This is a genomic window from Amycolatopsis thermophila (genome assembly GCF_030814215.1).
GTDB lineage: Bacteria > Actinomycetota > Actinomycetes > Mycobacteriales > Pseudonocardiaceae > Amycolatopsis_E > Amycolatopsis_E thermophila.
Genome location: NZ_JAUSUT010000001.1, coordinates 2691327 through 2716842, shown reverse-complemented (window position 1 = coordinate 2716842; position 25516 = coordinate 2691327). Strand labels below are relative to the sequence as shown.

General features: G+C 70.6%; 25 protein-coding genes and 2 pseudogenes. 16 read left to right on the top strand and 11 right to left on the bottom strand.

Annotation, left to right across the window (positions count from 1 at the left end):
• Positions 1-3 precede the first annotated feature (3 nt).
• The 3 genes and pseudogenes from FB470_RS13570 to FB470_RS13560 form a co-directional block, all read left to right on the top strand.
• Positions 4-1284, top strand: a pseudogene (locus tag FB470_RS13570) (serine hydrolase domain-containing protein); the annotation flags it as partial.
• Between the two features lie 441 nt (positions 1285-1725).
• Positions 1726-2718 (top strand): MurR/RpiR family transcriptional regulator, encoded by a 993-nt coding sequence (locus tag FB470_RS13565; RefSeq protein ID WP_306999243.1) that lies wholly within the window; start codon positions 1726-1728, stop codon positions 2716-2718.
• Between the two features lie 23 nt (positions 2719-2741).
• Positions 2742-3665, top strand: coding sequence for an N-acetylmuramic acid 6-phosphate etherase (locus FB470_RS13560; protein WP_306991607.1), 924 nt, complete (start codon positions 2742-2744; stop codon positions 3663-3665).
• Positions 3666-4320: 655 nt separating this feature from the next.
• Here FB470_RS13560 and FB470_RS13555 read toward each other — a convergent pair.
• Together FB470_RS13555 and FB470_RS13550 are read right to left on the bottom strand one after the other, a co-directional pair.
• Positions 4321-5046 carry a Fic family protein gene (locus tag FB470_RS13555; protein ID WP_306991605.1) on the bottom strand — a complete coding sequence of 242 codons (726 nt, stop codon included), beginning with the start codon at positions 5044-5046 and terminating at the stop codon, positions 4321-4323.
• Positions 5043-5537 carry a phosphoribosyltransferase gene (locus FB470_RS13550; protein WP_306991603.1) on the bottom strand — a complete coding sequence of 165 codons (495 nt, stop codon included), beginning with the start codon at positions 5535-5537 and terminating at the stop codon, positions 5043-5045. Before FB470_RS13550 ends, FB470_RS13555 begins: the two co-directional genes overlap by 4 nt.
• 211 nt (positions 5538-5748) lie before the next feature.
• On the opposite strand from FB470_RS13550, the gene acs reads away from it, so the two are divergent.
• A complete protein-coding gene (acs, locus tag FB470_RS13545; protein ID WP_306991600.1) occupies positions 5749-7719 on the top strand; it encodes an acetate--CoA ligase in 1971 nt (656 codons plus the stop codon).
• Positions 7720-7788: 69 nt separating this feature from the next.
• On the opposite strand, the gene FB470_RS13540 is transcribed toward acs, so the two are convergent.
• The 3 genes from FB470_RS13540 to FB470_RS13530 form a co-directional block, all read right to left on the bottom strand.
• Positions 7789-8568 (bottom strand): choice-of-anchor P family protein, encoded by a 780-nt coding sequence (locus FB470_RS13540; protein ID WP_306991598.1) that lies wholly within the window; start codon positions 8566-8568, stop codon positions 7789-7791.
• 102 nt (positions 8569-8670) lie between these two features.
• A complete protein-coding gene (locus FB470_RS13535; protein WP_306991596.1) occupies positions 8671-9501 on the bottom strand; it encodes a L,D-transpeptidase in 831 nt (276 codons plus the stop codon).
• Between the two features lie 377 nt (positions 9502-9878).
• Positions 9879-10331, bottom strand: a complete 453-nt coding sequence (locus FB470_RS13530) for a MarR family winged helix-turn-helix transcriptional regulator (protein WP_306991594.1) — start codon at positions 10329-10331, stop codon at positions 9879-9881.
• Positions 10332-10402: 71 nt separating this feature from the next.
• Between FB470_RS13530 and FB470_RS13525 the strand changes: the two genes are divergently transcribed.
• The 3 genes from FB470_RS13525 (at position 10403) to FB470_RS13515 (ending at position 12642) form a co-directional block, all read left to right on the top strand.
• On the top strand, positions 10403-11350 hold the full coding sequence (locus tag FB470_RS13525) for an NAD-dependent epimerase/dehydratase family protein (protein ID WP_306991593.1): 948 nt from the start codon (positions 10403-10405) through the stop codon (positions 11348-11350).
• A gap of 97 nt (positions 11351-11447) precedes the next feature.
• Entirely contained in the window at positions 11448-11870 is a 423-nt protein-coding gene (locus FB470_RS13520; RefSeq protein ID WP_306991591.1) for a DUF6319 family protein, read from the top strand.
• A gap of 121 nt (positions 11871-11991) precedes the next feature.
• Positions 11992-12642 (top strand): GntR family transcriptional regulator, encoded by a 651-nt coding sequence (locus FB470_RS13515; RefSeq protein WP_306991589.1) that lies wholly within the window; start codon positions 11992-11994, stop codon positions 12640-12642.
• Here FB470_RS13515 and FB470_RS13510 read toward each other — a convergent pair.
• Positions 12624-13925: an MFS transporter gene (locus tag FB470_RS13510; RefSeq protein WP_306991587.1), complete on the bottom strand. Its 1302-nt coding sequence runs from the start codon at positions 13923-13925 to the stop codon at positions 12624-12626. The two genes, FB470_RS13515 and FB470_RS13510, sit on opposite strands and share 19 nt — an antisense overlap.
• Positions 13926-14038: 113 nt before the next feature.
• Here FB470_RS13510 and FB470_RS13505 point away from each other — a divergent pair, with 113 nt between their 5' ends.
• The 4 genes and pseudogenes from FB470_RS13505 to FB470_RS13490 all read left to right on the top strand — a co-directional run.
• Positions 14039-14710, top strand: coding sequence for a DUF2848 domain-containing protein (locus FB470_RS13505; protein ID WP_306991585.1), 672 nt, complete (start codon positions 14039-14041; stop codon positions 14708-14710).
• A gap of 45 nt (positions 14711-14755) precedes the next feature.
• Positions 14756-15106 carry a nuclear transport factor 2 family protein gene (locus FB470_RS13500; protein ID WP_306991584.1) on the top strand — a complete coding sequence of 117 codons (351 nt, stop codon included), beginning with the start codon at positions 14756-14758 and terminating at the stop codon, positions 15104-15106.
• Between the two features lie 61 nt (positions 15107-15167).
• The gene (locus FB470_RS13495) at positions 15168-15887 is read left to right on the top strand and encodes a VIT1/CCC1 transporter family protein (RefSeq protein ID WP_306999240.1); all 720 of its coding nucleotides are present in this window, start codon (positions 15168-15170) and stop codon (positions 15885-15887) included.
• 136 nt (positions 15888-16023) lie between these two features.
• A pseudogene (locus FB470_RS13490) lies at positions 16024-16203 on the top strand (transposase); the annotation flags it as partial.
• Between the two features lie 111 nt (positions 16204-16314).
• Here the strand turns inward: FB470_RS13490 and FB470_RS13485 are convergent.
• Entirely contained in the window at positions 16315-17772 is a 1458-nt protein-coding gene (locus tag FB470_RS13485) for a peptide MFS transporter (RefSeq protein ID WP_306991583.1), read from the bottom strand.
• A 150-nt stretch (positions 17773-17922) separates the two neighbouring features.
• Here FB470_RS13485 and nhaA point away from each other — a divergent pair, with 150 nt between their 5' ends.
• From nhaA to FB470_RS13470, 3 genes are read left to right on the top strand one after another with little or no spacing between them, the layout of a single operon-like run.
• Positions 17923-19113, top strand: coding sequence for a Na+/H+ antiporter NhaA (nhaA, locus tag FB470_RS13480; protein ID WP_306991581.1), 1191 nt, complete (start codon positions 17923-17925; stop codon positions 19111-19113).
• A gap of 38 nt (positions 19114-19151) precedes the next feature.
• Positions 19152-19634 (top strand): phage holin family protein, encoded by a 483-nt coding sequence (locus FB470_RS13475; protein ID WP_370876465.1) that lies wholly within the window; start codon positions 19152-19154, stop codon positions 19632-19634.
• Between the two features lie 11 nt (positions 19635-19645).
• Positions 19646-20584: an alpha/beta fold hydrolase gene (locus tag FB470_RS13470; protein WP_306991578.1), complete on the top strand. Its 939-nt coding sequence runs from the start codon at positions 19646-19648 to the stop codon at positions 20582-20584.
• Positions 20585-20611: 27 nt separating this feature from the next.
• Here the strand turns inward: FB470_RS13470 and FB470_RS13465 are convergent, their stop codons facing one another.
• From FB470_RS13465 to nth, 4 genes are read right to left on the bottom strand one after another with little or no spacing between them, the layout of a single operon-like run.
• Positions 20612-21808, bottom strand: a complete 1197-nt coding sequence (locus FB470_RS13465) for a MarP family serine protease (RefSeq protein WP_306991576.1) — start codon at positions 21806-21808, stop codon at positions 20612-20614.
• Positions 21805-22500, bottom strand: a complete 696-nt coding sequence (locus tag FB470_RS13460) for an NUDIX hydrolase (RefSeq protein WP_306991574.1) — start codon at positions 22498-22500, stop codon at positions 21805-21807. Before FB470_RS13460 ends, FB470_RS13465 begins: the two co-directional genes overlap by 4 nt.
• Positions 22497-23093 carry a TlpA family protein disulfide reductase gene (locus FB470_RS13455; protein WP_306991572.1) on the bottom strand — a complete coding sequence of 199 codons (597 nt, stop codon included), beginning with the start codon at positions 23091-23093 and terminating at the stop codon, positions 22497-22499. Before FB470_RS13455 ends, FB470_RS13460 begins: the two co-directional genes overlap by 4 nt.
• Positions 23090-23773, bottom strand: a complete 684-nt coding sequence (gene nth / locus FB470_RS13450; protein WP_306999237.1) for an endonuclease III — start codon at positions 23771-23773, stop codon at positions 23090-23092. The genes FB470_RS13455 and nth overlap by 4 nt, the downstream gene beginning before the upstream one ends.
• Positions 23774-23925: 152 nt before the next feature.
• Between nth and FB470_RS13445 the strand changes: the two genes are divergently transcribed.
• Both FB470_RS13445 and FB470_RS13440 read left to right on the top strand, forming a co-directional pair.
• Positions 23926-24177 carry a hypothetical protein gene (locus FB470_RS13445; protein ID WP_306991570.1) on the top strand — a complete coding sequence of 84 codons (252 nt, stop codon included), beginning with the start codon at positions 23926-23928 and terminating at the stop codon, positions 24175-24177.
• Between the two features lie 266 nt (positions 24178-24443).
• Positions 24444-25118 carry a Crp/Fnr family transcriptional regulator gene (locus tag FB470_RS13440; protein WP_017985500.1) on the top strand — a complete coding sequence of 225 codons (675 nt, stop codon included), beginning with the start codon at positions 24444-24446 and terminating at the stop codon, positions 25116-25118.
• The last annotated feature ends 398 nt before the right edge of the window (positions 25119-25516 follow it).

Here is a 25516-nt window from a genome sequence, read left to right as displayed (position 1 = left end):
GGTATGCGGATGGGCAAACTCCTGGTCGCGGTCCTGACCGCCGCGGCCCTGACCGTTCCCGGAGCGAGTGCCACGACGACCTCCCAGACCTCCGGACGCTTCGACCGTCCGCAGTACGAGTTCGCCCCAGCCGACACGGTGCTGCGCCCGGGCACGCCGGCCGACGTCGGGCTCGACCCGGCCCCGTTGCGGGCCGCCGACCAGTTCCTCACCGACTGGGCCAAGCCGGATCCGGCGACCGGCCACCCGCATTTCTCCGGCGCGGTCGGCGTCCTCGCGCACGACGGCGTGCTCGTGGACGAACTCGCGACCGGCGGAGCGCTGCGGTACGCCGACGCCGCGGGCACCGAGCTGCCCCCCGGCCAGCAGGTCCCGATGCGCGCCGACACCCTCTTCGACATGGCCTCGATCACCAAGCTGTTCACCTCACTCGCGGTGATGCAGCTGGTCGAGGAGGGCCGGATCGGGCTCGACCGGCCCGTGGCCGCGTACCTGCCGGAGTTCGCCGCGAACGGCAAGCAGGCGGTCACTGTGCAGCAGCTCCTCACCCACACGTCGGGCCTGGACGCCGACCCGAGCCCGTCCCTCTGGCAGGGCTATCCGGACATCCCGTCCCGCCGCAAGGCCGTCCTGGACAGCCCGCTGAAGAACCCGCCCGGATCGGCGTACCTCTACTCCGACATCAACCTGATGACCCTCGGCTTCCTCGTCGAGGAGATCACCGGCGATCCGCTCGACGTCGTGGTACGCGACCGCATCACGCAGCCGCTCGGGATGGCCGACACCGGGTTCAACCCGTCCGCGGACAAGATCGCCCGCGTCGCGGCCACCGAATACGAGGCGGACCCGCCGCGCGGCATGGTGCGCGGCCAGGTCCACGACGAGAACGCGTGGTCGCTCGGGGGCGTGTCCGGGCACGCGGGGATCTTCTCGACGGCACCGGACATGGCCGTGCTGGCTCAGGCTCTCCTCAACGGCGGCACCTACCGCGGTGCCCGGATCCTTCGGCCGGAGACCGTCCGGACCATGCTCACCGACTACAACCGGGCCTTCCCCGGGCACGCGCACGGCCTCGGCTTCGAACTGGACCAACGGTTCTACATGGGTGGCCTCTCGGCGCCGACCACGGCCGGCCACACCGGTTTCACCGGGACGTCGCTGGTCATCGACCCGGTGTCCCGGTCGTTCGCGATCCTGCTCACCAACCGCGTGCACCCCACGCGTGACTGGGGTTCGATCAACCCGGCGCGGGAGAAGTGGGCGAGCGCACTCGCCGACGCGATGTGAGCGCGCGTTGTCGGCGAAATTACCCGCGGCCACCCAGGTGATGTTTCATCCGCGGGAGCGCGAGGAACGCACAACAAGGGACGGCGACCATTTCCCTGCGGTGGGCGAGTAACCAGCACGAACGGCATCTCGCCCAGGTTCGTCACCGCGGGGTGGTCACTCTCCGCAACAAGTTGACTGCTCCATTAGTAGTGAAAGCGGCTGCGGAACCGACGTAGCATCGTGCCGGGCACGTCTCTACCAGCGAGACGCGACTTGCGAACTACTCACGATCGTCGGCTGTTTCGGGAACCACAGTAAGTTGCCAAGTCGTTAACTTGATGACGTTAACAACTTCGACGTGGTTGGCGACTTTCCGGGCAACTGAGTCGCGCGGCTCGGACGTGCAGGGCGTACGAGTTGCGATCATCCCAAAGGATGTGGGTAATCTTGTCTCAAATGCCTACAGTTGGTAACTTTCCCACGGAAGCCGATACCGATTCCGTGACGACGCAGGCACCGAACGAATTCGGTTCGAACGTGCGCGAGTCCGAAACCAGCCCGCTGGTCCGGATTCGCTCGCTTCTGCCCGGTCTCGCCCGGGCAGAACAGCGCGTAGCCAAGGTCGTGCTGGATGACCCGTCTGAAGTAGCGCGGCGGAGCATCACCGAGGTCGCCCTCGCCGCGAACACCAGCGAGACGACCGTCACCCGCTTCTGCAAGGCGGTGGGTGTCGGCGGCTACCCGCAGCTGCGGATCGCCCTGGCGGCCGACACCGCCCGATCCGAGGCGCGGTCGGCGCGCAATCTCGGTGGCGAGATCGCCGTCGACGACGATCTGGCCGCCGTAGTCGGCAAGGTCAGCTTCGCCGACGCGCGCGCGGTCGAAGAAACCGCCGACCAGCTCGACATCGCGACCCTGCAGCGCGTCATCGACCTCCTGGCCGAGGCGGGCCGGACCGACGTCTACGGCGTCGGCGCCAGCGCCTTCGTGGCCGCCGACCTGCAGCAGAAGATGCACCGGATCGGCCGGGTGTGCTTTTCCTGGTCGGACACCCACATCATGTTGACCTCGGCCGCGGTGCTCGGCACCGGCGACGTCGCGATCGGCGTCTCGCATACCGGCGCGACCACCGACACCGTCGAAGCCCTGCGGGTGGCCCGTGAGCACGGAGCCACCACGGTCGCCCTGACCAACTTCCCGCGTTCCCCGATCACCGAGGTCGCCGACTACGTCCTGACCACGGCAGCCCGCGAGACGACGTTCCGCTCGGGTGCGACCGCGAGCCGGATCGCCCAGCTCACCGTCATCGACTGCCTGTTCATCGGGGTCGCGCAGCGGCACATGGAGAGCGCTTCCGCGGCGCTCGAGGCCACCCGCGACGCCGTCGGCGGACATCGCCTCGGGGTGCGCCCGGACGGCCGGAGGCGTCCGCGAGAGACCGGAAAGTGAGGACGAAGGAAACGGTGAGACGCATGATGACGGTGCCGAGTCAGGTGGTCCACGTCGATTCCCCGACGGAGCAGCGCAACCCCCGCACCACCGAGATCGACCGGATGTCGACCCTCGGCATCCTGACCACGATCAACGACGAGGACCGCCGGGTTCCCGACGCGGTCGCCGAGGTCCTGCCCCAGCTGGCGGACGCGGTGGATCACGCGGTGGAGGCCCTGCGCACCGGCCATCGCGTGCACTACGTCGGCGCGGGCACCTCCGGACGGCTGGCCACGCTGGACGCCGCCGAGCTCGTACCGACCTTCAACGTGCCGGCCGACTGGTTCGTCGCGCACCACGCAGGCGGCGCCCGCGCCCTGCGCGAAGCGGTCGAGAACGCCGAGGATGACCCGGCAGCCGGTGCCGCGGAAATGACGGCGTCGGTGCGGCCCGGGGACTTCGTGCTCGGGCTGACCGCGTCCGGGCGCACCCCGTACGTCCTCGGTGCCCTGCAGGCGGCGAGCCGGCTCGGGGCGTCGACCGCTCTGGTGTCGGGCAACGCGCGGTCGGTGCGGCCGGCGGGTGTCGACGTGTTCATCGCGGTCGACACGGGCCCCGAGGTCATCGCGGGATCGACGCGGATGAAGGCGGGCTCGGCGCAGAAGATGCTGCTGACCGCGTTCTCCACGGCGACGATGGTCAAGCTCGGCCGGACCTACTCGAACCTGATGGTCAGCCTCCGGGCGACCAACGCGAAACTCCGGGGACGCACGCTGCGCATCCTCACCGAGGCGACAGGCGCCGGCGAGCAGGAGGCGACGGAGGCCCTGGCCGAGGCCAACGGCGACCTGAAGGTGGCGCTGGTGCACCTGCTGTGCGGCGTGGACGCGGCCACGGCGGCCGACATGCTCGCCGCGAACGGTGGCCACGTGCGGGAGGCACTGCTCGCCTGTGCGACGAGCTGATCGCGCGGTGCCGGGAAGGTGCGCCGGGCATGACGCACTTTCCCGGCCCCGCGCGGCGTTCGACAGTGGCGGGAGCAGGCCGCGCTGGCGAGCCGGACCGGGAGCCGGAGGGCCGGTGACCACGAATGGCGGGCCGGGCGACGGCACACTCGGCCAATGGGATCCCGCCGGATGGAAGGCGCAGAACCGGTGCCCGGTGGGACCGGTTGGCGGCGCACTCGCACAACAGGAACCAGCCGGACCGTGAGCCGGTGACCGGGGAACCGTGGGCCGATCGACCGCAGGTCCGCGAAACCAGGAGCCACAAGCCCTGCAACCGGGGAACGGTGGCTGGTGGCTGGTGCGCACTCGCACAACGGGAACCAACCGAACCCGGAGCCACCGGGCCGGCGACCGCAGGGCCGTGGGCCGCTTGACCGCGCGTCCGCGAAACCAGGGGCCGGGCTGGCGCCTGGCCCGGATTGGCGATTGACCGGGGCGAGGTGCTGGCGGCTGCCATGGCGGCGCTCCTGGCGCCACGGTCGGTGCCGGCGGCTGCCGGGGCGGCGCTCCTGGCGCGCACGCGCCTCAGCCGGCAGCCTCGGCAACGCCGCCCACCTCGCAGGCGCGCCTCGGCCGGCGGCCTCGGCGACGCCGCCCACTTCGCCGGCGCGCCTCAGCCGGCGGCTTCGGCGATGCTGCGGGCCTCGCGGGCGCCTGCCTCCATCGCTTCGCAGCAGTAGAGCAGCCACGAACGCACGCCGTCGGGGCTGCCGGTCGCGAAGGCGGTCGCCGCTTCCTCGTAGCGCGCCGGCCGGCGGAAGAAGGCCACCTCGGGCACGCTGAGGCCCTTCGGGTCGACGCCGGTCGCCGTCATGGTCAGCCGCGCCGCTGCGCGAGCCAGGACACCGTCGGCGGAGCCGAACGGCTTCAACGTCAGCAACTCGCCGTGCACGATCGCCGTCAGCACCGGGCCCGGCGCGGACGTCGCGCCCGTCACCAGCTGCGCCAGCAGATCCAGCCGGGCACCGGCGGACGGGTCGGGGCGGCCCAGGCGCTCCCGGTCCTCGACCAGGTCCGCGGCGGCCAGGACGTGCATCCGCGCCAGCGCCTGCCGCGGCGCACGACGCCACGTCGGCAGCAGCGACTCGCCCGCCTCGGCGACCCGCAGGGCACCGGCCAGCACCGGGTCCTTCACCGCGGCGTCAGCGGGGATCTCCGGGTCCGCGCCATCCAGAGCCGCCGAGGCACGGGCCGCGCGCACCGACGCCTCCGCCGCCGTCGCCGAGCCGCCGCGCAGGTTCACCGGCAACCGGTGCACGGCGAAGACCGCGTCCTGGGCCTTCTTCGCCGCCTCGGCCACGCCGTCCAGCTCCAGCAACGGCGCCAACGGGTCACTCATGCGTCCAGCACCTGTCCCTCACGGCGGATGACCGGTGGCTGCTTCGACCACGCGAAGTTGATCCACCGGTCCGTGCGCCGCCACACGTATTCGCACTTGACCTCGGACCACGGCTTCTCGTAGACCACCGCGCAACGCACGTCGGCCACGTGGTCGGCGCAGAAGTCGCGCACCAGCTTCAACGTGGCGCCCGTGTCGGCGACGTCGTCGGCGATCAGGACCTTCGCGCCGGTCAGGTCGACCGCGTTCGGCACCGGCGGCAGCATCACCGGCAGCTCGAGCCGCTCGCCCACCCCGGTGTAGAACTCGACGTTCATGACGTGCAGGTTCTTCACGTCCAAGGCGTAACCGAGGGCACCGGCCACGAACAACCCGCCACGGGCGATGGACAGGATCACGTCCGGCTCGTACCCGCTGTCCGCGACCTGCTGCGCGAGCTCCCGGCCGGCCGAACCGAACAACTCCCAGGTGAGCTCTTCCCGCTCAGCCACTCGGACCTCCTTCGACGCGTCTCCGCGAGCATATGAGGAGGCGGTCCACCGCCCCGGAACCAGGCCGGGTGGCCCGCGCCACATCCCATCGCGTGTGGTCACCGGGGCCGGACGGCCCGTGAGGGGCTGCGCTCTTTCGTCACGGGCGCTAACGTCGCTACCGTGCATCCGGCGTCAGCCAGAGATGAGTGACTTCAGGAGGCCGTGCACCATGACAGAGCAGTCCCCCGCGCTGGACAACCTGCTCACCGAGAACCGGACGTTCCCGCCGAGCGACGAGTTCGCGGCGCAGGCCAATGCGAAGGCCGATTGGTACGACAAGGCGGACGCCGACCGCGAAGCGTTCTGGGCAGAACAGGCGGAGCGGCTGCACTGGGACACCAAGTGGACAAAGGTCCTGGACTGGTCCGACGCGCCGTACGCGAAGTGGTTCGTCGGCGGCAAGCTCAACGTCGCCTACAACTGCGTGGACCGGCACGTCGAGTCCGGGCACGGTGACCAGGTCGCGATCCACTGGATCGGCGAGCCCGGCGATTCCCGGGACATCACCTACGCCCAGCTCAAGGACGAGGTGTCCAGGGCCGCCAACGCCCTGATCTCCCTGGGCGTCGGCTCCGGTGACCGGGTCGCGATCCAGCTGCCGATGATCCCCGAGGCGATCGTGGCGATGCTGGCCTGCGCGCGCCTGGGCGCGTTGCACTCCGTCGTCTTCGGCGGGTTCTCCCCCACGGCGCTGCGGTCGCGGGTGGACGACGCCGAGGCCAAGGTCGTGATCACCTCGGACGGCCAGTACCGCCGCGGCAAGGCCGCCCCGATGAAGACCAACGTCGACGAGGCCCTCGACGGCGCCCCGTCGGTCGAGAAGGTCATCGTCGTGCGCCGCACCGGCGAAGAGGTGCCCATGCAGGACGGCCGGGACGTGTGGTGGCACGAACTCGTCGACAGCCAGCCGGCCGAGCACACCCCGGAGGCGTTCGACTCCGAGCACCCGCTGTTCATCCTCTACACCTCGGGCACCACCGGGAAGCCCAAGGGCATCCTGCACACCTCCGGCGGCTACCTGACCCAGACCGCCTACACCCACCACGTCGTGTTCGACCACAAGCCGGGCGAGGACGTCTACTGGTGCACCGCCGACATCGGCTGGGTCACCGGCCACTCCTACATCGTCTACGGCCCGCTGGCCAACCGCGCCACCCAGGTCGTCTACGAGGGCACCCCGAACACCCCGCACGAGGGCCGGCACTGGGAGATCATCCAGAACCACAAGGTCTCCATCTACTACACCGCGCCCACGCTGATCCGCACGTTCATGAAGTGGGGCGAGGACATCCCGGCCAAGTACGACCTGTCCAGCCTGCGCGTGCTGGGCAGCGTGGGTGAGCCGATCAACCCCGAGGCCTGGATCTGGTACCGCGAGCACATCGGCGCGGGCCGGACCCCGGTGGTCGACACCTGGTGGCAGACCGAGACCGGCTCGATCATGATCTCCCCGCTGCCGGGCGTCACCTCGACCAAGCCCGGTTCCGCGCAGCGCCCGCTGCCCGGCATCTCGGCGAAGGTCGTCGACGACACCGCCACCGAGGTCGGCAAGGGCGGCGGCGGGTACCTCGTGCTCGACAAGCCGTGGCCGTCGATGCTGCGCGGCATCTGGGGCGACGACGAGCGCTTCCGCGACACCTACTGGTCGCGCTTCGCCGACCAGGGCTACTACTTCGCGGGTGACGGCGCGAAGTACGACAACGACGGTGACATCTGGCTGCTCGGCCGGGTCGACGACGTCATGAACGTCTCCGGCCACCGGATCTCCACCACCGAGGTCGAATCCGCCCTGGTCTCGCACCCGACCGTCGCCGAGGCGGCGGTGGTGGGCGCGTCCGACCCGACCACCGGGCAGGGCATCGTGGCGTTCGTGATCCTGCGCGGCTCCGCGGCCGAGGGCGGCGACGAGGCGGTGCAGGAGCTGCGCAACCACGTCGCCAAGGAGATCGGCCCGATCGCCAAGCCGCGGCAGATCATGGTCGTGCCCGAGCTGCCGAAGACCCGCTCCGGCAAGATCATGCGGCGCCTGCTGCGCGACGTGGCCGAGAACCGCCAGATCGGCGACGTCACCACGCTGGCCGACTCCAGCGTCATGGAGCTGATCTCCAGCGGTCTGCAGTCCGGCAAGTCCGAGGACTGACGCGACGAACAAGGGGCCTGCACCGCGAAGGTGCAGGCCCCTTGTCGTGGGAACCCGGAGAGAAGCGGATCAGCCGGTGACGTCCAGGTGGGCCTTCACCGGGGTCGGCCGCGGGGCCTTGCCGTTGGCGTCGGGCTTGTCGCCCGCGCCCGAGCCGGCGCCGCCGCCCGAGCTGGTCTTGGTCGAGGTCGGGGTGCTCGACTTGGAGGTGCTCGGCGTGGTCGGCTTGGTGGTCGGGGTCTCGCCGCCACCGCCGTTGTCGTCGTCGCCCGGCGCGCAGGTGACCGAGGCGATGTCCAGCGTCTGGATGTTGTCGACCTTGATCGAGATCGCGGTGACGGTGATCGAGCCGTCGTCGTGCTTGACCTGCTTGTTCAGCACGACCGAGGCCAGGCCCGGCACGGCGACCGTGGTGTTGGTCGGGGCCTTGACGTCGAGGGTGACGTCACCGAGCTTCGCCTTGGCCAGCGACGAGGTGCCCTTGCCGCCCTCGCACTCCGACTCGATGGCCGAAGCGGTCAGCAGCGGCTTGCCCGCGCCGAGGCCGACCTTGACGTCGGCGACGCTGGCGCGCGCCTGGCCGGCACCGGCGGAAGCGTTGAGCACGTGCACCTGCGCCAGCGGCCCCACGTCCAGCTTGGCCAGCGACTCCTGCGCGAAGCCGTCTTCGTCGGTGACGTAGGGGCTCGGGTCGATGCCCAGCAGGCCCTTCGCGGCGATCGCGTAGGCGGAGTTCACGCCCTCACCGGAGGTCGCGGTCGCACCGGCCGACGGCGCGAGCAGCACCGAGGTGGCCAGGGCGGTCGCGAGCACGCCGATGCCGCCGGCCACAGCCTTCTTTCGAGACAAGGAATTCCCTTTCGTGAAATGGAAATGCGGAACGAATTCGCCGGTGAACCCCCCGTTGGTGCATTCCAGCCCGCCGGCGAAGTGGTGGGAAGGCTCAGACCGTCACGCGATGTTCACGATCGTGCCGAGCGGAAGTTTGACCAGCTCGTCGAGCGCTTCGGACGGCACGCGGATGCAGCCGTCGCTGTTGGCCTGTCCGACGAAGCTGTTGTTCGGCCAGGTGTGCAGGCCCACCGTGCCCGGGCCGCCGCCGAAGGTCTCCAGCGAATCGGAGTGGTAGCTCAGCGGCAGCACGATCGGGCTGTAGGTGTTCTTCGTTTCCTCGATCGAGGCGATGATGTACGCGCGGCCCGCCGGCGTGGGGTGTTCGGCCTTGCCGGTGCCGATGGTCCACTTGCCGACCGGCTTGCCGCTCTCCAGGATCTCCAGGGAGAACGCCGCGCGGTTCACATTGACCACGTAGTCGTTCTGCGCGGACTCGGCGGCGCCGTCGCTGAGGTGGACCCAGCCGGACGCGGCGTTGGGTCGCGTGGGCAACAGGATCTGCGCCCACTCGCCCTGCTCGGCGATCACCGGCACCCACGTCGGCGATCCCATTTGGATGGACGGCAGCTTCGCGATCGCTTTGCCGCCAACGGAGTCGTACACGACGATGTCGGCCTTGGGGTGGATCACCCGGCCGTTCGTCGTGCCGCCGGACGCCTGGGGGTCGAGCGGGGCGTTCGCGACCGTGGCGAACGTCGTCGCCTCGGGCAGCTGGGTCAGGTCTTCCTGGCTCACCGCCGCCGGCTTCACACCGTCGTCGTCACCCCCGGAGCACGCTCCGGTGAGCAGGGCCAGGGTCGAGACCCCGGCCACGGCGAGGAGCCGGACCGGGAGCCGGCCGCGGCGCGCAGAAGCGTTCTGCGCGCGCGAGCTGCACGTCATGCGCATTACCACAATCCTTGAGGACCTACGTCGGACACGAAAAAGCCAAGGCGGTCTCCCCCGAAGACATGCGGCACCGCAGGTGCTGCCTTGGGCCTTATTGCTATCAGGACCCCCCTAGGTGATCAAACCACCGGGTGACGGGGATCGATTAGGGAGAGCTGCGCAAATGCTGCATTTGCCGAGGTCACCGGAAAACGCGAGATACACCCGATCGGGTACAGATCAGTAACGTCCCCTTCGAACGCCCCCATCGAGCGACATCACTTGCTCACCCTGTCGGGTGATGGCGGCAGCCTACTGGCGCCGACTTTCCACCCGCACTCCGGGTTGCCCGGGAAGGGACAACGGGAATTCCGGTCCGGTCCTCTTCGGACTGCCGCTCAGATGCCGGCCTGCCGCTGAGCCACGATCGCCCGCAACGAATCGCGGAACTGCTGCGCGGCGCGCGTGCTCAGCGAGGCGAGGAACCGGCGCTCGGCCTCGTCGCTGGCCTCGAGGGCCCGCCCGAGGACCACTCGTCCCCGTTCGGTCAGCTCGACCACGTTGCGGCGCCGGTCCTCGGCGTGCGGGTGGCGGGACACCAGGCCTTTGCCCTCCAGCGTGTCCAGCATCGCGACCATCGTCGTGCGGTCGATCCCCAGCCGCTGCGCCGCCTGCTGCTGCGAAGCCGGCTCGCCGCCGGCGAGGACGACCAGCACCCCCAGCTCACGCCCGTCGATGCCGTGCGGCCGCAACGCCTCCGCGTTCAGCTCGGCCATCCGGAGCTGCGCGTGCTTGAGCAGGTACCCCAGGCGGCCGCTCAGCTCCGCCCCCGGCCGTTCGGTGGTCGACACGTGACCATCCTATGGCTACCCTGATTATCAGCTCAACTGACGATCAGTCGAACTGCAGAAGGAGACGGACGATGATCGCGATCACCGGAGGACTGGGCTTCATCGGGTCTCACACCGCGCGCGCCCTGCTCGACCTGGGTGAGAGCTGCGTTCTGGTCCAGCGCCGCGACGCCGAGCCGCCGCCCGAGCTCGCCGGTCCGGACGTGGTGGTGGAGCGGGCGGACATCACCGACCTGGGGGCGCTGCTCGAACTCGGCTCCCGGCACAAGATCACCGGCATCGTGCACCTCGCCGGCTCCATGCCCTGGCCACCCGATCCGGATCAGCCGGTCGAAGCGGCCCGCAGAGCGATCGGCAGCCTGTTCAACCTCATCCGGGCCGCGCAGGACTGGGGCGTGGGGCGCATCGGGCTCGCGAGCACGATCGGCGTGTACGCCGGAGTTCCGGGAGCGGGCCCGCTCCGCGAAGACCTGCCCCTGCCGATGGCCTCGCCGCACGTCATCCCGGCGTTCAAGAAGATCGGCGAACTCCTCGGCGGGCACCTGGCCGACGTCACCGGCCTCGAGATCGTCAACTACCGCATCTCCGCCATCTGGGGCCCGCGCGGCCATGCCGCGGATCCGTTCTTCCCCGCACCCCAGCTCGTGCACGCCGCCGCCCGCGGCACCGCGCCGGACCTGTCGGCCCTGCGCTCCCCCGCGTACGCCGAGGACGCGATCGACCTCTGCTACGCGAAGGACTGCGGCCGTGCCATCGCGCTCCTCCAGCTCGCGGACCGGCTCAACCACCGCACCTACAACGTCGCCTCCGGCCGCGCGACGACGAACGCCGAGGTCGTCGCCGCGATCAAGACGGTCGTCCCCGGCGCGCGGGTCGAGCTGCCCACCGGCGGGACGAGCGGCGGGACGTGTCTCGACATCACCCGCCTCCGGCAGGACACCGGTTACCAGCCCGCCTTCGACACCGAACGTGCGGTCGCCGACTACATCGCCTGGCTGCGCGCGGGCAACGAGCGCTGAACACCACCGGGACCCCGGCGCGCGGTCAATCGAACGCCTGTTCTACAATTCGGGCCCGACGTAGCTGGACCCCACGAAGAGGGAGACCGCAGCACCGATGAGCTTGGACACGACGACCATCCCGCAGGAGCAGGAGACCCCCGCCGCGCCGGCGCCGGTCGCGGACGACTCCGCAGCCGCTCCCGCTCCGGCCGAGACCGACGAGGCCAAGCCCAAGCGCGGTCGCCCGAAGGCGTCCGCGGCCAAGAAGACCCGCACCGTCGAGCTCACGCTCACCGTCACCGGCACCGCCGACGGCGAGTGGCAGGCCGAGCTCAAGCACGGCTCGAAGTGGGTCGCGCAGGGGCTGAAGATCCCGGCGTCGGCCGTGTCCCGTGCCGCCAAGGAACTGCACGAGGACCTGTCCGTGCCGATCGACGAGGTGATCAACGCCGCCGTCGAGCAGCAGAAGGCCAAGGTCGCCGCACTTGAGGCCGAACTGGAGCAGGCAAAGCAGGCGCTCGCCGAACTCGACGCCTGACCCGCTCACCCCGGACGCGCCGGGGCGGATGTCCCTCGATCAGGCATCCGCCCCGGCGTTTCTTCTGCGCCGGACACATTCCGCGTACCATCTGTATACAACGTGTATGGAAGGAGCCCGGATGCCGGCGACGAGCAAGCCCGCCCTGTCCGGGAGGGCGAAGGCCTACGACTACCTGAAGAACACCGTCCTGGCCGATCCCGACGCCGAGGGCGGGTTCATCAGCGAGCAGGAGATCGCCGAGCGCGTCGGCGTCTCCCGCACGCCGGTCCGGGAGGCACTGCTGCAGCTCGCCGCCGAGGAACTGGTCCAGCTGGTGCCCAACCGGGGCGCCTACATCGCGCCACTGACCGGGCGCGATCTGCGGGACCTGGTCGAGCTGCGCGGTCTGCTCGAGCGGTTCGCCGCCGAGCGGGTGATGGCGACCGGGACCGCGCCGTGGCGGGCCATGCTGGATGTCCTCCAGCAGCAGGAGCGCTGCGACGACCCGGCGTCGGCCAAGGAGTTCATCGAGCTCGACGCCCACTTCCACACCCTGCTCGTCGAGGCCGCCGGCAACGCCATGCTGAGCCGCACCTACACCGCGCTGCGAGCCCGGCAGGTGCGGGCCGGGCTCGTCGCGCTGCGGCGGTCGGGCACCCGGCACGCGGAGGTGATCCGCGAGCACGAGGCCATCGTGGCCGCACTGGCCAACGGCGAGGTCGAGGCGGCGCTGGCCGCCATCGACGACCACCACGCCCAGACCCTCAAGCATCAGCTGACGACCACCTGAGTCTCCTCCCGCGCCTCACGCGCCAGGGCCACGCCGAGAACGCTGACCACCGCGGTCACCACCACGTACAGGGCGAGGGCCACCCAGGTGTCGAAGCCGGCCAGCAGCGAGGTGAACAGCAGCGGCGCGACGGCGCCACCGATCACACCGGCGAGCGTGTACGCCAGGGAGCTGCCGGTGTAGCGCAGGCGCTCGGAGAACTGCTCGGTGATCAGCGCGGCCTGCGGACCGTACAGCGCGGCGTGGATGACCAGCGCGATCACGATCCCCACCAGCAGCAGGCCGAACGAGCGGCCGGCGACCATCGGGAAGAACACGAACGGCCAGATCGCGGCGGCGATGGTGGCGATCAGGTAGAGCCGCCGGCGGTTCATCCGGTCCGACAGCGCGCCGAACGCGGGCATCAGCACGAGCTGGCAGCCGGAGCCGATCATCACCGCGGCGAGGCCCTGACCACGGGACATGCCCAGCTCCTGGGTCATGTAGGTCAGCACGAAGACGGTGAACAGCGCGTACAGCACGTCGGGGCAGACCCGCACGAAGATCGCGGCCAGCAGTGCACGGCGCTCGTACTTGAAGACCTCCGAAATCGGCGCCTTCGGCCGCTCACCGCTCTCCGCGATGCGCTTGAAGACCGGGGTCTCCTCGAGCTTGAGCCGGATCCACAGGCCGAACGCGACGAGCACGGCGGACAGCAGGAACGCCACGCGCCAGCCCCACGAGACGAACTGGTCCTCGGTGAGCAGCAGCGACAGCACGGCCAGCACGCCGTTGGCGAGCAGGTTGCCCGCGGGCGGCCCCACCTGAGCGGCGGACGCCCAGAACCCGCGCTTGCCGGGATCACCGAACTCGCTGGACAGCAGCACCGCGCCGCCCCACTCCCCGCCGATGCCCACACCCTGCGCGAACCGCAGCAGCACCAGCAGCACCGCGGCCACCCCGCCGATGGCCGCGTGGGTCGGCAGGACACCGATGAGGAACGTCGCGATACCGGTGAGCAGCAGCGTGGTGACGAGGACGCGCTTGCGGCCCAGCACGTCACCGAGCCGGCCGAAGACGAACCCGCCGAGCGGGCGGGACAGATAGCCGACGGCGTACGTCGAGAACGCGGCCATCGTGCTGACCAGCGGGTCGCCGGCCGGGAAGAACTGGTGGCCGAACACGGTGGCCGCGGCCACGGAGTACGCGGCGAAGTCGTACCACTCCAGCGACGTGCCCGACAGGCTCGCGAGGAAGGCACGGCGCAGCGATGCCCGGTCGACGGTCGGCGATACCGAGGTCATTGCTCACATCCTGATCTCTTAGGTGTGCTGATGCGGTAATACTCGTTGTATACAACCTGCATGCGCAAGCCCTGGCAGGTAAGAACTGGGTTACCCGAACAACGGAGGACGACATGCCGACGCTGAGTTTCGACCTGCCCGACGGCACGACGGTGACCACTGAGGTGACCACGCTGCTCAACGCCGGGTACGCCGGGCGGAACCAGGCCGACGTCGCCGCGCACGTCGCCGAGCTGGCCGAGCTGGGCGTGCCGGCCCCGACCGTCACGCCTGCGCTCTACCCGGTGGCTCCGTACCTGGCCGCCCAGACCGGCGAGGTGCCCGCGCAACACAACCGCACGTCCGGCGAGGCGGAGTGGGCGCTGGTCATCACCGCGGAGGGCGTCCTCCTCACCGTCGCCTGCGACCACACCGACCGCGAGCTCGAGGTGCACGGCGTGGCGTGGAGCAAGAACGCGGCGCCGGACGTGCTCGGGCGCAAGGCGTGGCGGCTGGACGACGTGGCGGACCGGCTCGACTCGCTGACCCTGCGCGCGTGGGCCGACGGCGTCCTCATCCAGGACGGCACCCTCGCCGAGCTGCTGACGCCCCAGCACTGGCTGGACGTGCTGCGCGAGCGCGGGCTGTACCAGCCGGGCGTCGTGCTGATCTCGGGGACGATCCCGATGGTGCCGGGCGTGAACCAGTTCGCCGACGAGTGGCGCGTCGAGCTGGGCGACCCGAAGACCGGCGACACCATCGCGGCCGCGTACCGGGTGCGGCGGCTGCCGGAAGCGATCGGCTGAGCGAAAACGGGTGGCGGTCACGGGCTCTCGTGCCACGATTCGCGGGTGACCGATCCCGTGACCGCACTGGAAGCCCACGTCGCGGCGTTCAACGACCGCGACCTCGACGCGCTCCTCGCCGGGTTCACCGACGACGCCACCTGGATCACCGGCACCACGACCGCGCGCGGCCGTGCGGAGCTCGCGAGCCTGTTCGGCGAGGCGATGGGCGCGCTGCTGCCCACCCTGACGATCGACAACGTGATCGGCCACGGAGACCAGGCCGCGGCCCAGCTCACCGAGACCCTGACCGCGAACGGCACCGACCACACCTACGCAATCGCCGGTTTCTACCGTTTTCGCGGCGAGCTCATCTCCTCGGCGAAGATCTACCGCGAGGGTTCCGCGGAGGTTTAGGTAAGACTCAGCTATTACGGGCAGTGCGTCCCGGAATGCTCTAATAGCCGGTGTGACCGACATGAAGGACGCCACCGAGGCGCATCCGCACGAACCCCACCGCGAGAGCCTGGGCAGCCGGCTGAACTGGTTGCGCGCGGGCGTTCTCGGGGCCAACGACGGGATCGTGTCGGTCGCCGGGCTCGTCGTCGGTGTCGCCGGGGCGACCACGGACCACGGCGCGATCCTCATGGCCGGAATCGCCGGTCTGGTCGCCGGTGCGCTTTCCATGGCCGGCGGGGAATACGTTTCGGTGAGCACGCAGCGCGATACCGAACGGGCGGCGCTCAGGCTCGAGAAGTACGAGCTGAAGACCATGCCCGAGGCCGAGGAACGCGAACTCGCCGACATCTACGAGGGCAAGGGCCTGTCCCGCGAACTCGCCGAACAGGTCGCCCGCGAACTGTCGCAGAAGGACGCCCTCGCCGCCCACGCCGATGCCGAGCTCGGCATCGACCCCGACGACCTGACCAGCCCGTGGCAGGCCGCGTGGGCGTCGTTCGTGTCGTTCTCCGTCGGCGCGCTGATCCCGCTGCTCGCGATCGCGCTGCCGCCGACGTCGTGGCGCGTGTGGACGTGCGTCATCGCCGTCGTCGTCGGGCTGGGGCTGACCGGCTACAGCAGCGCGCGGCTGGGCAACGCCGGAGCGCGCCGCGCGGTGATCCGCAACGTCGGGGTCGGTGCCCTGACCATGCTGGTCACCTACTACGTCGGCACGCTCTTCGGCATCACCACGGGCTAGGACCTGTCCTCGAAGTGGGTTCGGTTGTGCTGCTTTGATCTTGGTTGTGGTGCGTCGGCATGAGCAGTGGCAGGCGATTGAGCCGTTGCGGCACTCTGCCCGCCCTGGTGGCACAGGTTCGTGTGATCGCCGAGGCGAAATCCACCTCGCCTGCGACGGCCACGGACGGCCCTTGTCGCTCCTGTTGACCGGCGGCAACGTCAACGACTGCGCCATGTTCACGCAGGTCATGGCAGGCATCGAGGTCCGCTGGCCAGGCCCTCGCCGTCCGCCGACCCGACCGAGCAGGGTTCTGGCCGACAAGGCCGCCACCTCCTACCGGAGCACGATCGACCTGGCCACACTGCTCATCTGGCTTTGAGGACAGGCCTAGGGCGGATCATCGACCGATCCGGGGACATCCGCGCGCCCGCGGCATCACCACGGGCTAGCGCACGCCGGACATCAGCTTCCGCACGAAGGGGCTGATCAGCGCCAGCACCGCACCGATCACCACGGCGACCGCGCCGACGACGGCGAAGTACGAGCCCTCGTGGTCGGTGCCGTAGTACTCGGCCAGCGACCCGGACAGCGCGGTGCCCAGCGACACCGACAGGAAGTTCAGCGCGACCATCTGCGTGCGGAACTTCTCCGGCGCCAGCTTCGTCGACAGCGACAGGCCCACCGGCGACAGCATCAGCTCCGCCACGGTGAACACCAGCAGGATCCCGATCAGCGCGAGCAGCGGCGTGCTGTTCCCGGTGCCACCGGCGAAGAACAGGAACAGCAGGAACGCCACGCCCATGACCGACGTGCCGAGCGCGAACTTGATCGGCGTCGACGGCTGGCGGTCGCCCAGCTTGATCCAGATCCCGGCGATGATCGGCGCCAGCACGAGGATGAACACCGGGTTGATCGACTGCACCCAGCTGACCGGCATCTCCCAGCCGAACAGGTTCCGGTCCAGCCGCTGGTCGGAGTAGATGGCGACGACGGTGAACTGCTGCTGGTAGAGCGCGAAGAACGCGGCGCTGGCGATGAACATCGGGATGAACGACAGCACCCGGCGCCGCTCGACCGCGGTGATCTTGCGGCTGCTCAGGATGATCCCGAAGTAGACGACCGCCGCGATGCCGACGATCCAGACCACGACGTCGGACAGGTTGGCGGCGGTGACGATCCCGGTGAGCACGGCGAGCACGATCACGATCGCCAGCACCAGGATGACGCCGCCGGCGGCCGGCCGCTGACGCGCGGGCAGCGGGTTGGGCACCTCGCGCGCGGTGGCCGGCAGGTTGCGCCGGAAGATCGTGTACTGGGTCAGGCCGATCGCCATGCCGATCGCGGCCAGACCGAACCCGAGGTGGAACCCGACCTCGCTCTGCGCGAGCCCGGTGAGCAGCGGGCCGACGAACCCGCCGAGGTTGACGCCCATGTAGAAGATCGTGAACCCGGCGTCGCGCCGCTCGTCCTTCTCCCCGTACAGCGTGCCGACGACCGCGGTCGCGTTGCCCTTGAGCCCGCCGCTGCCGACCGCGACGCACGCGAGACCGACGCCGATCCCGGCGAAACCGGGCAGCAGCGCGAGGCTGACGTGCCCGATCATGATGAGCACGGCGCTGAAGAACAGCGTCCGCTCGGAACCGAGCAGGCGGTCGGAGACCCAGGCGCCCACGATCGTCGACAGGTACACCAGGCCGCCGTAGGCCCCGACGATGCTGGTGGCGGTGGCCTCCGGCATCGCGAGGCCGCCCTCGGCGACCGAGTAGTAGAGGTAGATCGGCAGGATGCCGAGCATCCCGTAGTACGAGAAGCGTTCCCACATCTCAACGCCGAACAGGTTCGCGAGCCCGATCGGGTGCCCGAAGAACCGCGTGTCCCGCTTCGCCTCGGTGGAGGTCGTCACCTCGCCACGTCCTTCTGGTCTAGACAACGTTGGCCGGTGACATGATAGGACGCTGGTTGGGGAGCATGTTACCGGCCCGTAAGGTATGATGGTGGTGGTGCGCCGGGAAGTCTGGTCGGCAACGATCATCCGACCCCGGAGGAGCCGCCAGTGGGCCAGCCGCGCCGTCCCGCCGCCGAGTTCGTGCGTTACCTGCGCACCGAGACCACCGGCGGCATCATCCTGCTCGCCGCCACCGCCGTCGCCCTGATCTGGGCGAACTCACCGATCGGCGAGTCGTACCGCGTGGTGCGCGACTTCGAGATCGGCCCGCACCTGCTGCACCTGAACCTCTCCGTCGGCGACTGGGCCAAGGACGGGCTGCTGGCGTTGTTCTTCTTCGTCGCCGGGCTGGAGCTGAAACGGGAACTGGTGGTCGGCGAGCTGTCCCGGCCGAAGAAGGCGGTCCTGCCCATCATCGCCGCCCTGGGCGGCATGATCGCGCCCGCGATCGTCGCCCTCGTCGTCGGCGGGGGCGCGCCCGGCATGGACCGGGCCTGGGCCGTCCCGACCGCGACCGACATCGCGTTCGCGCTCGGTGTGCTCGCTCTCACCGCGTCGAACCTGCCGAGCAGCGCGCGGGTGTTCCTGCTGTCCCTGGCCGTGGTCGACGACCTGGGCGCGATCGTCCTGATCGCGGTGCTGTTCACCGGCTCGTTCAACCTGGTGGCGGCGCTGGTCGCGGTGGCCGGGCTGGCGCTCTACGCGTTCCTCCAGCACCGGCGCGTGCGCACGCCCTGGCTGTACGTGCCGCTGGCCGTGGTGGTGTGGGTCGCGGTGCACTCGGCCGGCGTGCACGCCACCATCGCGGGCGTCGCGTTGGGCCTGCTCACGCGGGTGCGCCCGGACACGGGCGAGGAGGAGGCGCCGGCGATCCGGCTGGAGCACCGGCTGCAACCGTGGTCGGCGGCGGTCGCGGTGCCGGTGTTCGCGCTGTTCGCGGCCGGGATCGCCGTCGGTGGTGACTCGCTCGCCAAGGTCTTCACCGAGTCCGTGCCGCGGGCGGTGTTCCTCGGGCTGGTCGTCGGCAAGGCGATCGGCATCTTCACCGCGTGCCTGGTGGCGGTGAAGCTGCGGCTGGCGGAGAAGCCGCGCGGGGTCGGGTGGCGGGACATCGCGGCGTTGTCGCTGCTCGGGGGTGTGGGGTTCACGGTGGCGCTGCTGATCGCCGACCTGGGCCTGGCCGGCGAGACGAGCGAACTGGCCCGCGCGGCGGTGCTGCTGGCCTCGACCGTGTGCTCGCTCGGCGGTGCCGCCGCGCTGCTGCGGCGCAACAAGGTACACGGCGCGCTGGAGGACTAACCGAGCCGCCCGTGGGGTCTTCTGGCACGATGACCCCCGTGAGCAGCCAGGAGCACGAACGCAACGGTCGGGAAGGCCTCGGGGCCGTGCCCTACATCCCGCTGAGCGCGGAGGACGAGTCCACGGCGAACGGCCAGTCCATCGGAAGCCTCGTCAGCCAGGCGACCCAGCACCTGTCCACGCTGGTCAGGGCCGAGGTCGAGCTGGCGAAGTCGGAGGTCGTGGGCGAGGTCAAGAAGGGCGCCAAGGGCAGCGTCTACTTCATCATCGCCGGCGTGATCGGGCTCTACAGCTCGTTCTTCTTCTTTTTCTTCCTCGGCGAGCTGCTGTCCGAGTGGCTCAAGCGCTGGGCGGCGTTCGGCATCGTGTTCCTGCTGATGCTGCTGGTCGCCGGCCTGTTCGGCCTGCTCGGCTACCGCAAGGTGAAGAAGATCCGCGCACCGGAGCGCACGATCACCAGCTTCAAGGACACCGCCGCGGCGCTGAAGCCGCGCCGGGACAGCGTCCCCGAACACAGCTGAACCGCACGACCGTGACCACGCCCGACCCGTCCCTCGTCCGGATCGACGGGCCCTGGGCGCATCGCGACGTGTCCGCGAACGGCATCCGGCTGCACATCGCCGAGGCCGGGAGCGGGCCGATGGTGCTGTTGCTGCACGGCTTCGGGCAGTTCTGGTGGACCTGGCGGCACCAGCTGACCGCACTCGCCGACGCGGGGTACCACGTCGTCGCGGCCGACCTGCGGGGGTACGGCGATTCGGACAAACCGCCACGCGGTTACGACGCCTGGACGCTGGCCGGTGACGTCGCCGGCCTGGTGCGTGCCCTGGGCGAGCGGCAGGCGCACCTGGTCGGGCACGCGTGGGGCGGGCTGCTGGCGTGGACGGCGGCTGCGCTGCACCCCCGCGTGGTCGCGTCCGTGAGCGTGCTCGGCGGGGCGCACCCGCTGGCCCTGCGCACGGCGATCGCCCGGACCGGGTTCCGGCGCCGGCGGTCGAACCAGACGCGCGCGCTCGGGCACCTGTTCCGGTTCCAGGTGCCGATGGCGCCGGAGAAGTGGCTGACCGAGAACGACGCCGCCAACGTGGAGGCCCTGCTGCGCGCGTGGTCCGGCCCGTACTGGGCGGCGACGACGGACTTCGACACGAGTGCGGCGATGTTCCGGGAGGCCATGCTCATCCCCGGTGTCGCGCACAGCGCCCTGGAGTACTACCGGTGGGCGTTCCGGGCGCAGTTCCGCGGTGAGGGACGCCGCTTCGTCAACGCCGTCGGCACCCGCGTCGAGGCACCGGTGCTGCAGATCCACGGCATCGCGGACCCGTGCGTGCTGCTGGAGACCGCCCGGGCGAGCGCACCGTGGCGCGGTCCGCACTCGCGGCTGGCCGAGCTGCCCGAGATCGGCCACTTCCCCCAGCTCGAAGCGCCCGACGAGACCACCAAGGCGCTACTGGACTTCCTGGCCAGGGCCTGAGCCGTCCGGCGAACGCGGGACGCGCGGTCAGGCGGCGCAGTTGCCGGTCGACACGCGCGCGCTCAGCGAAGCGGCCTCCTCGATCACCGGCCGCACCTGCTTCCCGGTCAGCGTGAACCCGGTGTCGGCATCCTCGACGGACGCCCCGAACACCACCCCGATGACCTGCCCGGTCGGATCGACCAGCGGCCCGCCCGAGTTCCCGCTCCGCACCTGCGCGCGGACGGTGTACACGTCGCGCCGCACCGTCCGCGAGTCGTAGATGTCCGGCCCCTGCAGGGTGATCTCGTTCCGGATCCGCGCCGGGGTCGCGCGGTAGGGCCCGTCCAGCGGATATCCCAGCACGATCGCGCTGTCCCCGGCCCGTGCCGGGTCGGGGGCCAGCCTCAGTGGCGTGGCCTCCAGGCGGGGCACCGCGAGCACCGCGAGGTCGACCTCCGGGTCGAAGTACACGACCCGTGCGGGCAGGCGCCCGGACGAGGTCTCCACCGCCGTCGTCTCCGTGCCGGCCACCACGTGCGCGTTCGTGATGACCCGCTGCGGGGCGACGACGAACCCGCTGCCCTCCAGGGTGCGCGAGCACGATTCGGCCGTGCCGCGGATCTTGAGCACGCTGTCCTGCAGCTGCCGCACCACCGCGCTGTCCTGCAGCGACGTGTCCGGCGGCGCGGTGTCGTTGATCTGCGTCTTCTGGAAGGGGTCCACGATGGACGGGAAGCCGGAGACGTCCAGCAGTTTGCGCAGGTCGCCGGGCAGGCTCTCGGCCGCGGGCGGCATCGCCTTGTCGACCGTCCCGAGCACCGTCGAGTTGTTGATGGCCCGCGCCAGCCCCGGCAGGGCCGCGACACCCGTCAGCGGCACCGCGATCAGCCACGCCACCACGAACACCACGACCGCCTGCACGACCGCGCCGAGGGTCTGGTCGACGCCGGTGAGCTTGTCGGTGTTGAACCGCCGCTTGACCGCGTACTTGAACCGCCGACCGAGCCACACGCCCAGCGTCTCGCCGAGTGCGACCAGGAACACCACCGTCGCGACCGCGAACGCGACCTTCGCCGCCGGGTTCTCGAACAGCTCGACGATCCACGGCGCGATCCGGATCCCGATCACCGCACCCGCGATCACGCCGACCAGTGCGGGCAACGCGATCACGACGCCCTGGCGCGCACCGGAGATCGCCGCCACCAGCGCCAGCAGAATCACCAGGACGTCGACCCAGTTCACCGCGTCTCCTCATTCGTAGCGAGCAGATGATCGCGCAACGCTACGTCAAGGTCCCGGACGTCGCCGCGATCCCACTCACGCGCCCACCCGCCCAGGTCGAGCAGCACGGTGAGCAGTCCGGCGGTGAACCCCCACACGAACATCCCGTTCACGGTGAAGGCGGGTCCCAGGTATCCGGTGCCCGGCCGGCGCACCTGGAACCGGTTGGCCGGATCGACCAGATCCGCGATCGGGACCCGGGCCACCGCGGCGGTCTCCCCGGGGTCGACGGCGTGCACCGGCGAGGGCCGGTGCCAGTGGGCCAGCACCGGTGTCACGGCGAACCGGGACACCGGGATGAACAGCTCGGGCAGGACCGCGACCGGCCGCACGCCGACCGGGTCGACACCGGTCTCCTCCTCGGCCTCGCGCAGGGCGGTGGCGACCTCGTCGGCGTCCCCGGGGTCCGCCCCGCCGCCGGGGAAGGCCACCTGCCCGGCGTGCGAACCGAGCGTGTCGGCGCGGCGCAGCAGCAGGACGTCCGGCCCGCGCTCGGTCTCGCCGAACAGGATCAGTACCGACGCGGCGCGCGCGTACCCGTCTTCGGGCGCGGAGAACCGGGTGAACGCGGTCGCGTCGAGGTCGCCGCTGATCTCCACCAGCGGGCGCAACCAGTCCGGGACCGACGCCGGATCGACGAGCGGCCCCTTCACGACAGCCTCGCCACGACATCACGCACCTGAGCAGGATCGGTGAAGGTGCGTGGGCTGTCGATGAAGCGCACCTGCCCGTCCGCCGTCACCAGGTACGACGCGGGCAGCGCGGGCGGCACCCTGAGCGCGGCCCGCACCGGGCCGGTCGTGCCGTCGCCGTCGAACACCGTCGGCAGCCGCACGCCGAGGTCGGTGAGCAGCCGCAGGCCGTCGTCCGGTTTGCTCTGCACCTGCACGGTCAGCACCCGCGCGGCGCCCGGCTCGCTCGCGTACCGCTGCAGCACGGGCAGCTCGGTGCGGCACGGCTCGCACCAGGTGGCCCACACGTTGACCAGCGTGGCCCGCCCGGCCAGCGCGCTGCCCAGGTCCACGGTGGACCCATCGCCGAGGCACTGGACCGTCACGTCCGCGAGCTGCGCGACCCGGCCGGTGCCCGCCGGGCACGGCGCCAGCGCCGCCGTGGCGCGGGCGGCACCGAGGTCGGGGGACGTGACCGGCGTCTCGTTCGCGGAGCGGACCCGCGGCAGCACCGCGACGATCGCCGCGAGCACGAGCACCCCCACGACGAGCGCCCACCGGGTCGCTGTCGTCACCGCTGAGCCGCCATCCCGAGGATGTGGTCCCGCTCCGGGCCCTTGACCAGCTTGGCCGCCTCCTCGAACCCGGTCGGGCCGGTGCCGTAGGAGGGGCAGTCCCGCGCGAGCGGGCACGCGCCGCACGCCGGTTTGCGCGCGTGGCAGACGCGGCGGCCGTGGAAGATCACCCGGTGCGAGAGCATCGTCCACTCCTTGCGGGGGATGAGCTCACCGACCGCGTGCTCGACCTTGACCGGGTCCTCCTCCGCGGTCCAGCCCCAGCGGCGCACCAGGCGGCCGAAGTGGGTGTCCACCGTGATCCCGGGCACGTCGAAGGCGTTGCCGAGCACGACGTTGGCGGTCTTGCGGCCGACGCCGGGCAGCGTCACCAGGTCGTCCAGCTTCTTGGGCACCTCGCTGCCGAAGCGCTCGACCAGGGCGGCGCCCAGACCCATGAGCGAGTTCGTCTTCGCGCGGTAGAAGCCGGTGGGCCGGATCAGCTCCTCCAGCTCGGTCCGGTCCGCTCCCGCGTAGTCGGCGGCCGTGCGGTAGCGGGCGAACAGCGCGGGCGTCACCTCGTTGACCCGCACGTCCGTGGTCTGCGCGGACAGCACCACGGCGACGAGCAACTCCAGCGGCGTGGTGAAGTCCAGCTCACAATGCGCGTCCGGATACACGTCGGTGAGGCAACGCAGCATCCGGCGCGCGCGTCTCACGAGTGCGAGGCGGCTCTCCTCACCCTTCCGGGGGCTGACCTGAGACGCATTCGGCACGCCGCTAGCCTACGGAAGCCGACACGCCGGACCCCTGACACCACCCCCGAACCCGTGATGAGCGAGGATCAGAACCGATGACTGTCTGGTTCGTAGTAGCGGTGCCACTCGTGATGATGTTCTTCGCCCTGGCGATGGAACGAGTGGAGAACCGCCTGCGCCACGTCGCGGTCCAGGAGGAAGAGGTCGAGGAGTTCCTGGAGCAGGCCCGGCCCAACGAGGTGAGGGCGCTCTACGGCCACGGCATCGGCCGCGCGCTGGAGCTGTTCCGGCTGCGCAGGCTGGGCGGCCGGGCGGCCAAGCTGCGCCCCCGCAAGGCCCGCCGCTGACGCCGTCCGCAGGCCTACTCACCTCGACCGATTCAGCGAGGATCAGTCCCGCCGGTCGCCCCACCGCCACCCTCGGCGGACGCGCTGCGAGCGGCGGTTAGGCTGTTCCCTCGGAGCGAGATCGCCCTCGCCCGGCCGGGCGGTGATCGGCGTGCCGTCGGCGTGCCCTGAGGCGATCTGGTCCGAACGGCCTAGACTGCACGCAAGTGATCGGCGACACGCCCCGGCTCGCGGGACAACGGTCGCCACCGACGAGGAGGCACGAGGTGGACGAGACCCTGGCCCGGGCGGGCATCTTCCAGGGGGTGGAGCCGGCCGCGGCTGAGGCGCTCGCCCAGACCCTGGAGACCGTGGAGTTCCCGCGGGGTCATGTGATCTTCTCCGAGGGCGAGCCCGGCGACAAGCTGTACATCATCCTGTCCGGCAAGGTGAAGATCGGCCGCAAGTCGGCCGACGGCCGGGAGAACCTGCTGTGGATCGCCGGCCCCTCGGACATGTTCGGGGAGCTGTCGATCTTCGACCCGGGCCCGCGCACCTCGACCGCGACGACGGTCACCGAGGTGCGGGCGGTGTCGATGGACCGGCCGTCGCTGCGCAAGTGGATCGCGAACCGGCCGGAGATCGCCGAGCAGCTGCTGCGGGTCATCGCCCGCAGGCTGCGCCGGACGAACAACATGGTCGCGGAGCTGATCTTCACCGACGTTCCCGGTCGCGTGGCGCGCGCGCTGCTGCAGCTGGCGCAGCGGTTCGGCAGCCAGGAGGCGGGCATCCTGCGGGTCACGCACGACCTGACGCAGGAGGAGATCGCGCAGTACGTCGGCGCCTCGCGGGAGACCGTGAACAAGGCACTGGCCGACTTCGCGCACCGCGGCTGGCTGCGCCTGGAAGGCAAGAGCGTGCTGATCCTGGACCCGGAGCGCCTCGCGCGACGGGCTCGCTGAGCTGCGAAGCCGCTCCCAGGCGCCCCGGTCAAGGGGGCGTCTGGGACTTCGCCGCGCAGGACCCCTGAACAAACAGGCACCGCACAAACAGGCACAGCACAGACAAAAGAACCGGGCGCCACCCCCGACGTGGCGCACCGGTTCTTTTGCTTTGCGCGGGCCATCCCCCGACAGACCGCGCTCCCCGCCCTCCGGTTCCGGCCCCGACCCTTCGCCGGAGGGAGCTGTATGTCACTTTCAACCTTGCCACGGCCCGTACCCCGAACTTCAAGGCCGTTCACCCTCACAGACGCGCCCGTTGCGGGTTCGTTGCGTCGGTTCGGGGAGAAATTTCCGGTCGTTACCGGACCGTGACCTCAGCGGTAAATATCTGGTACCGCCGTACCACAATGAGGCAT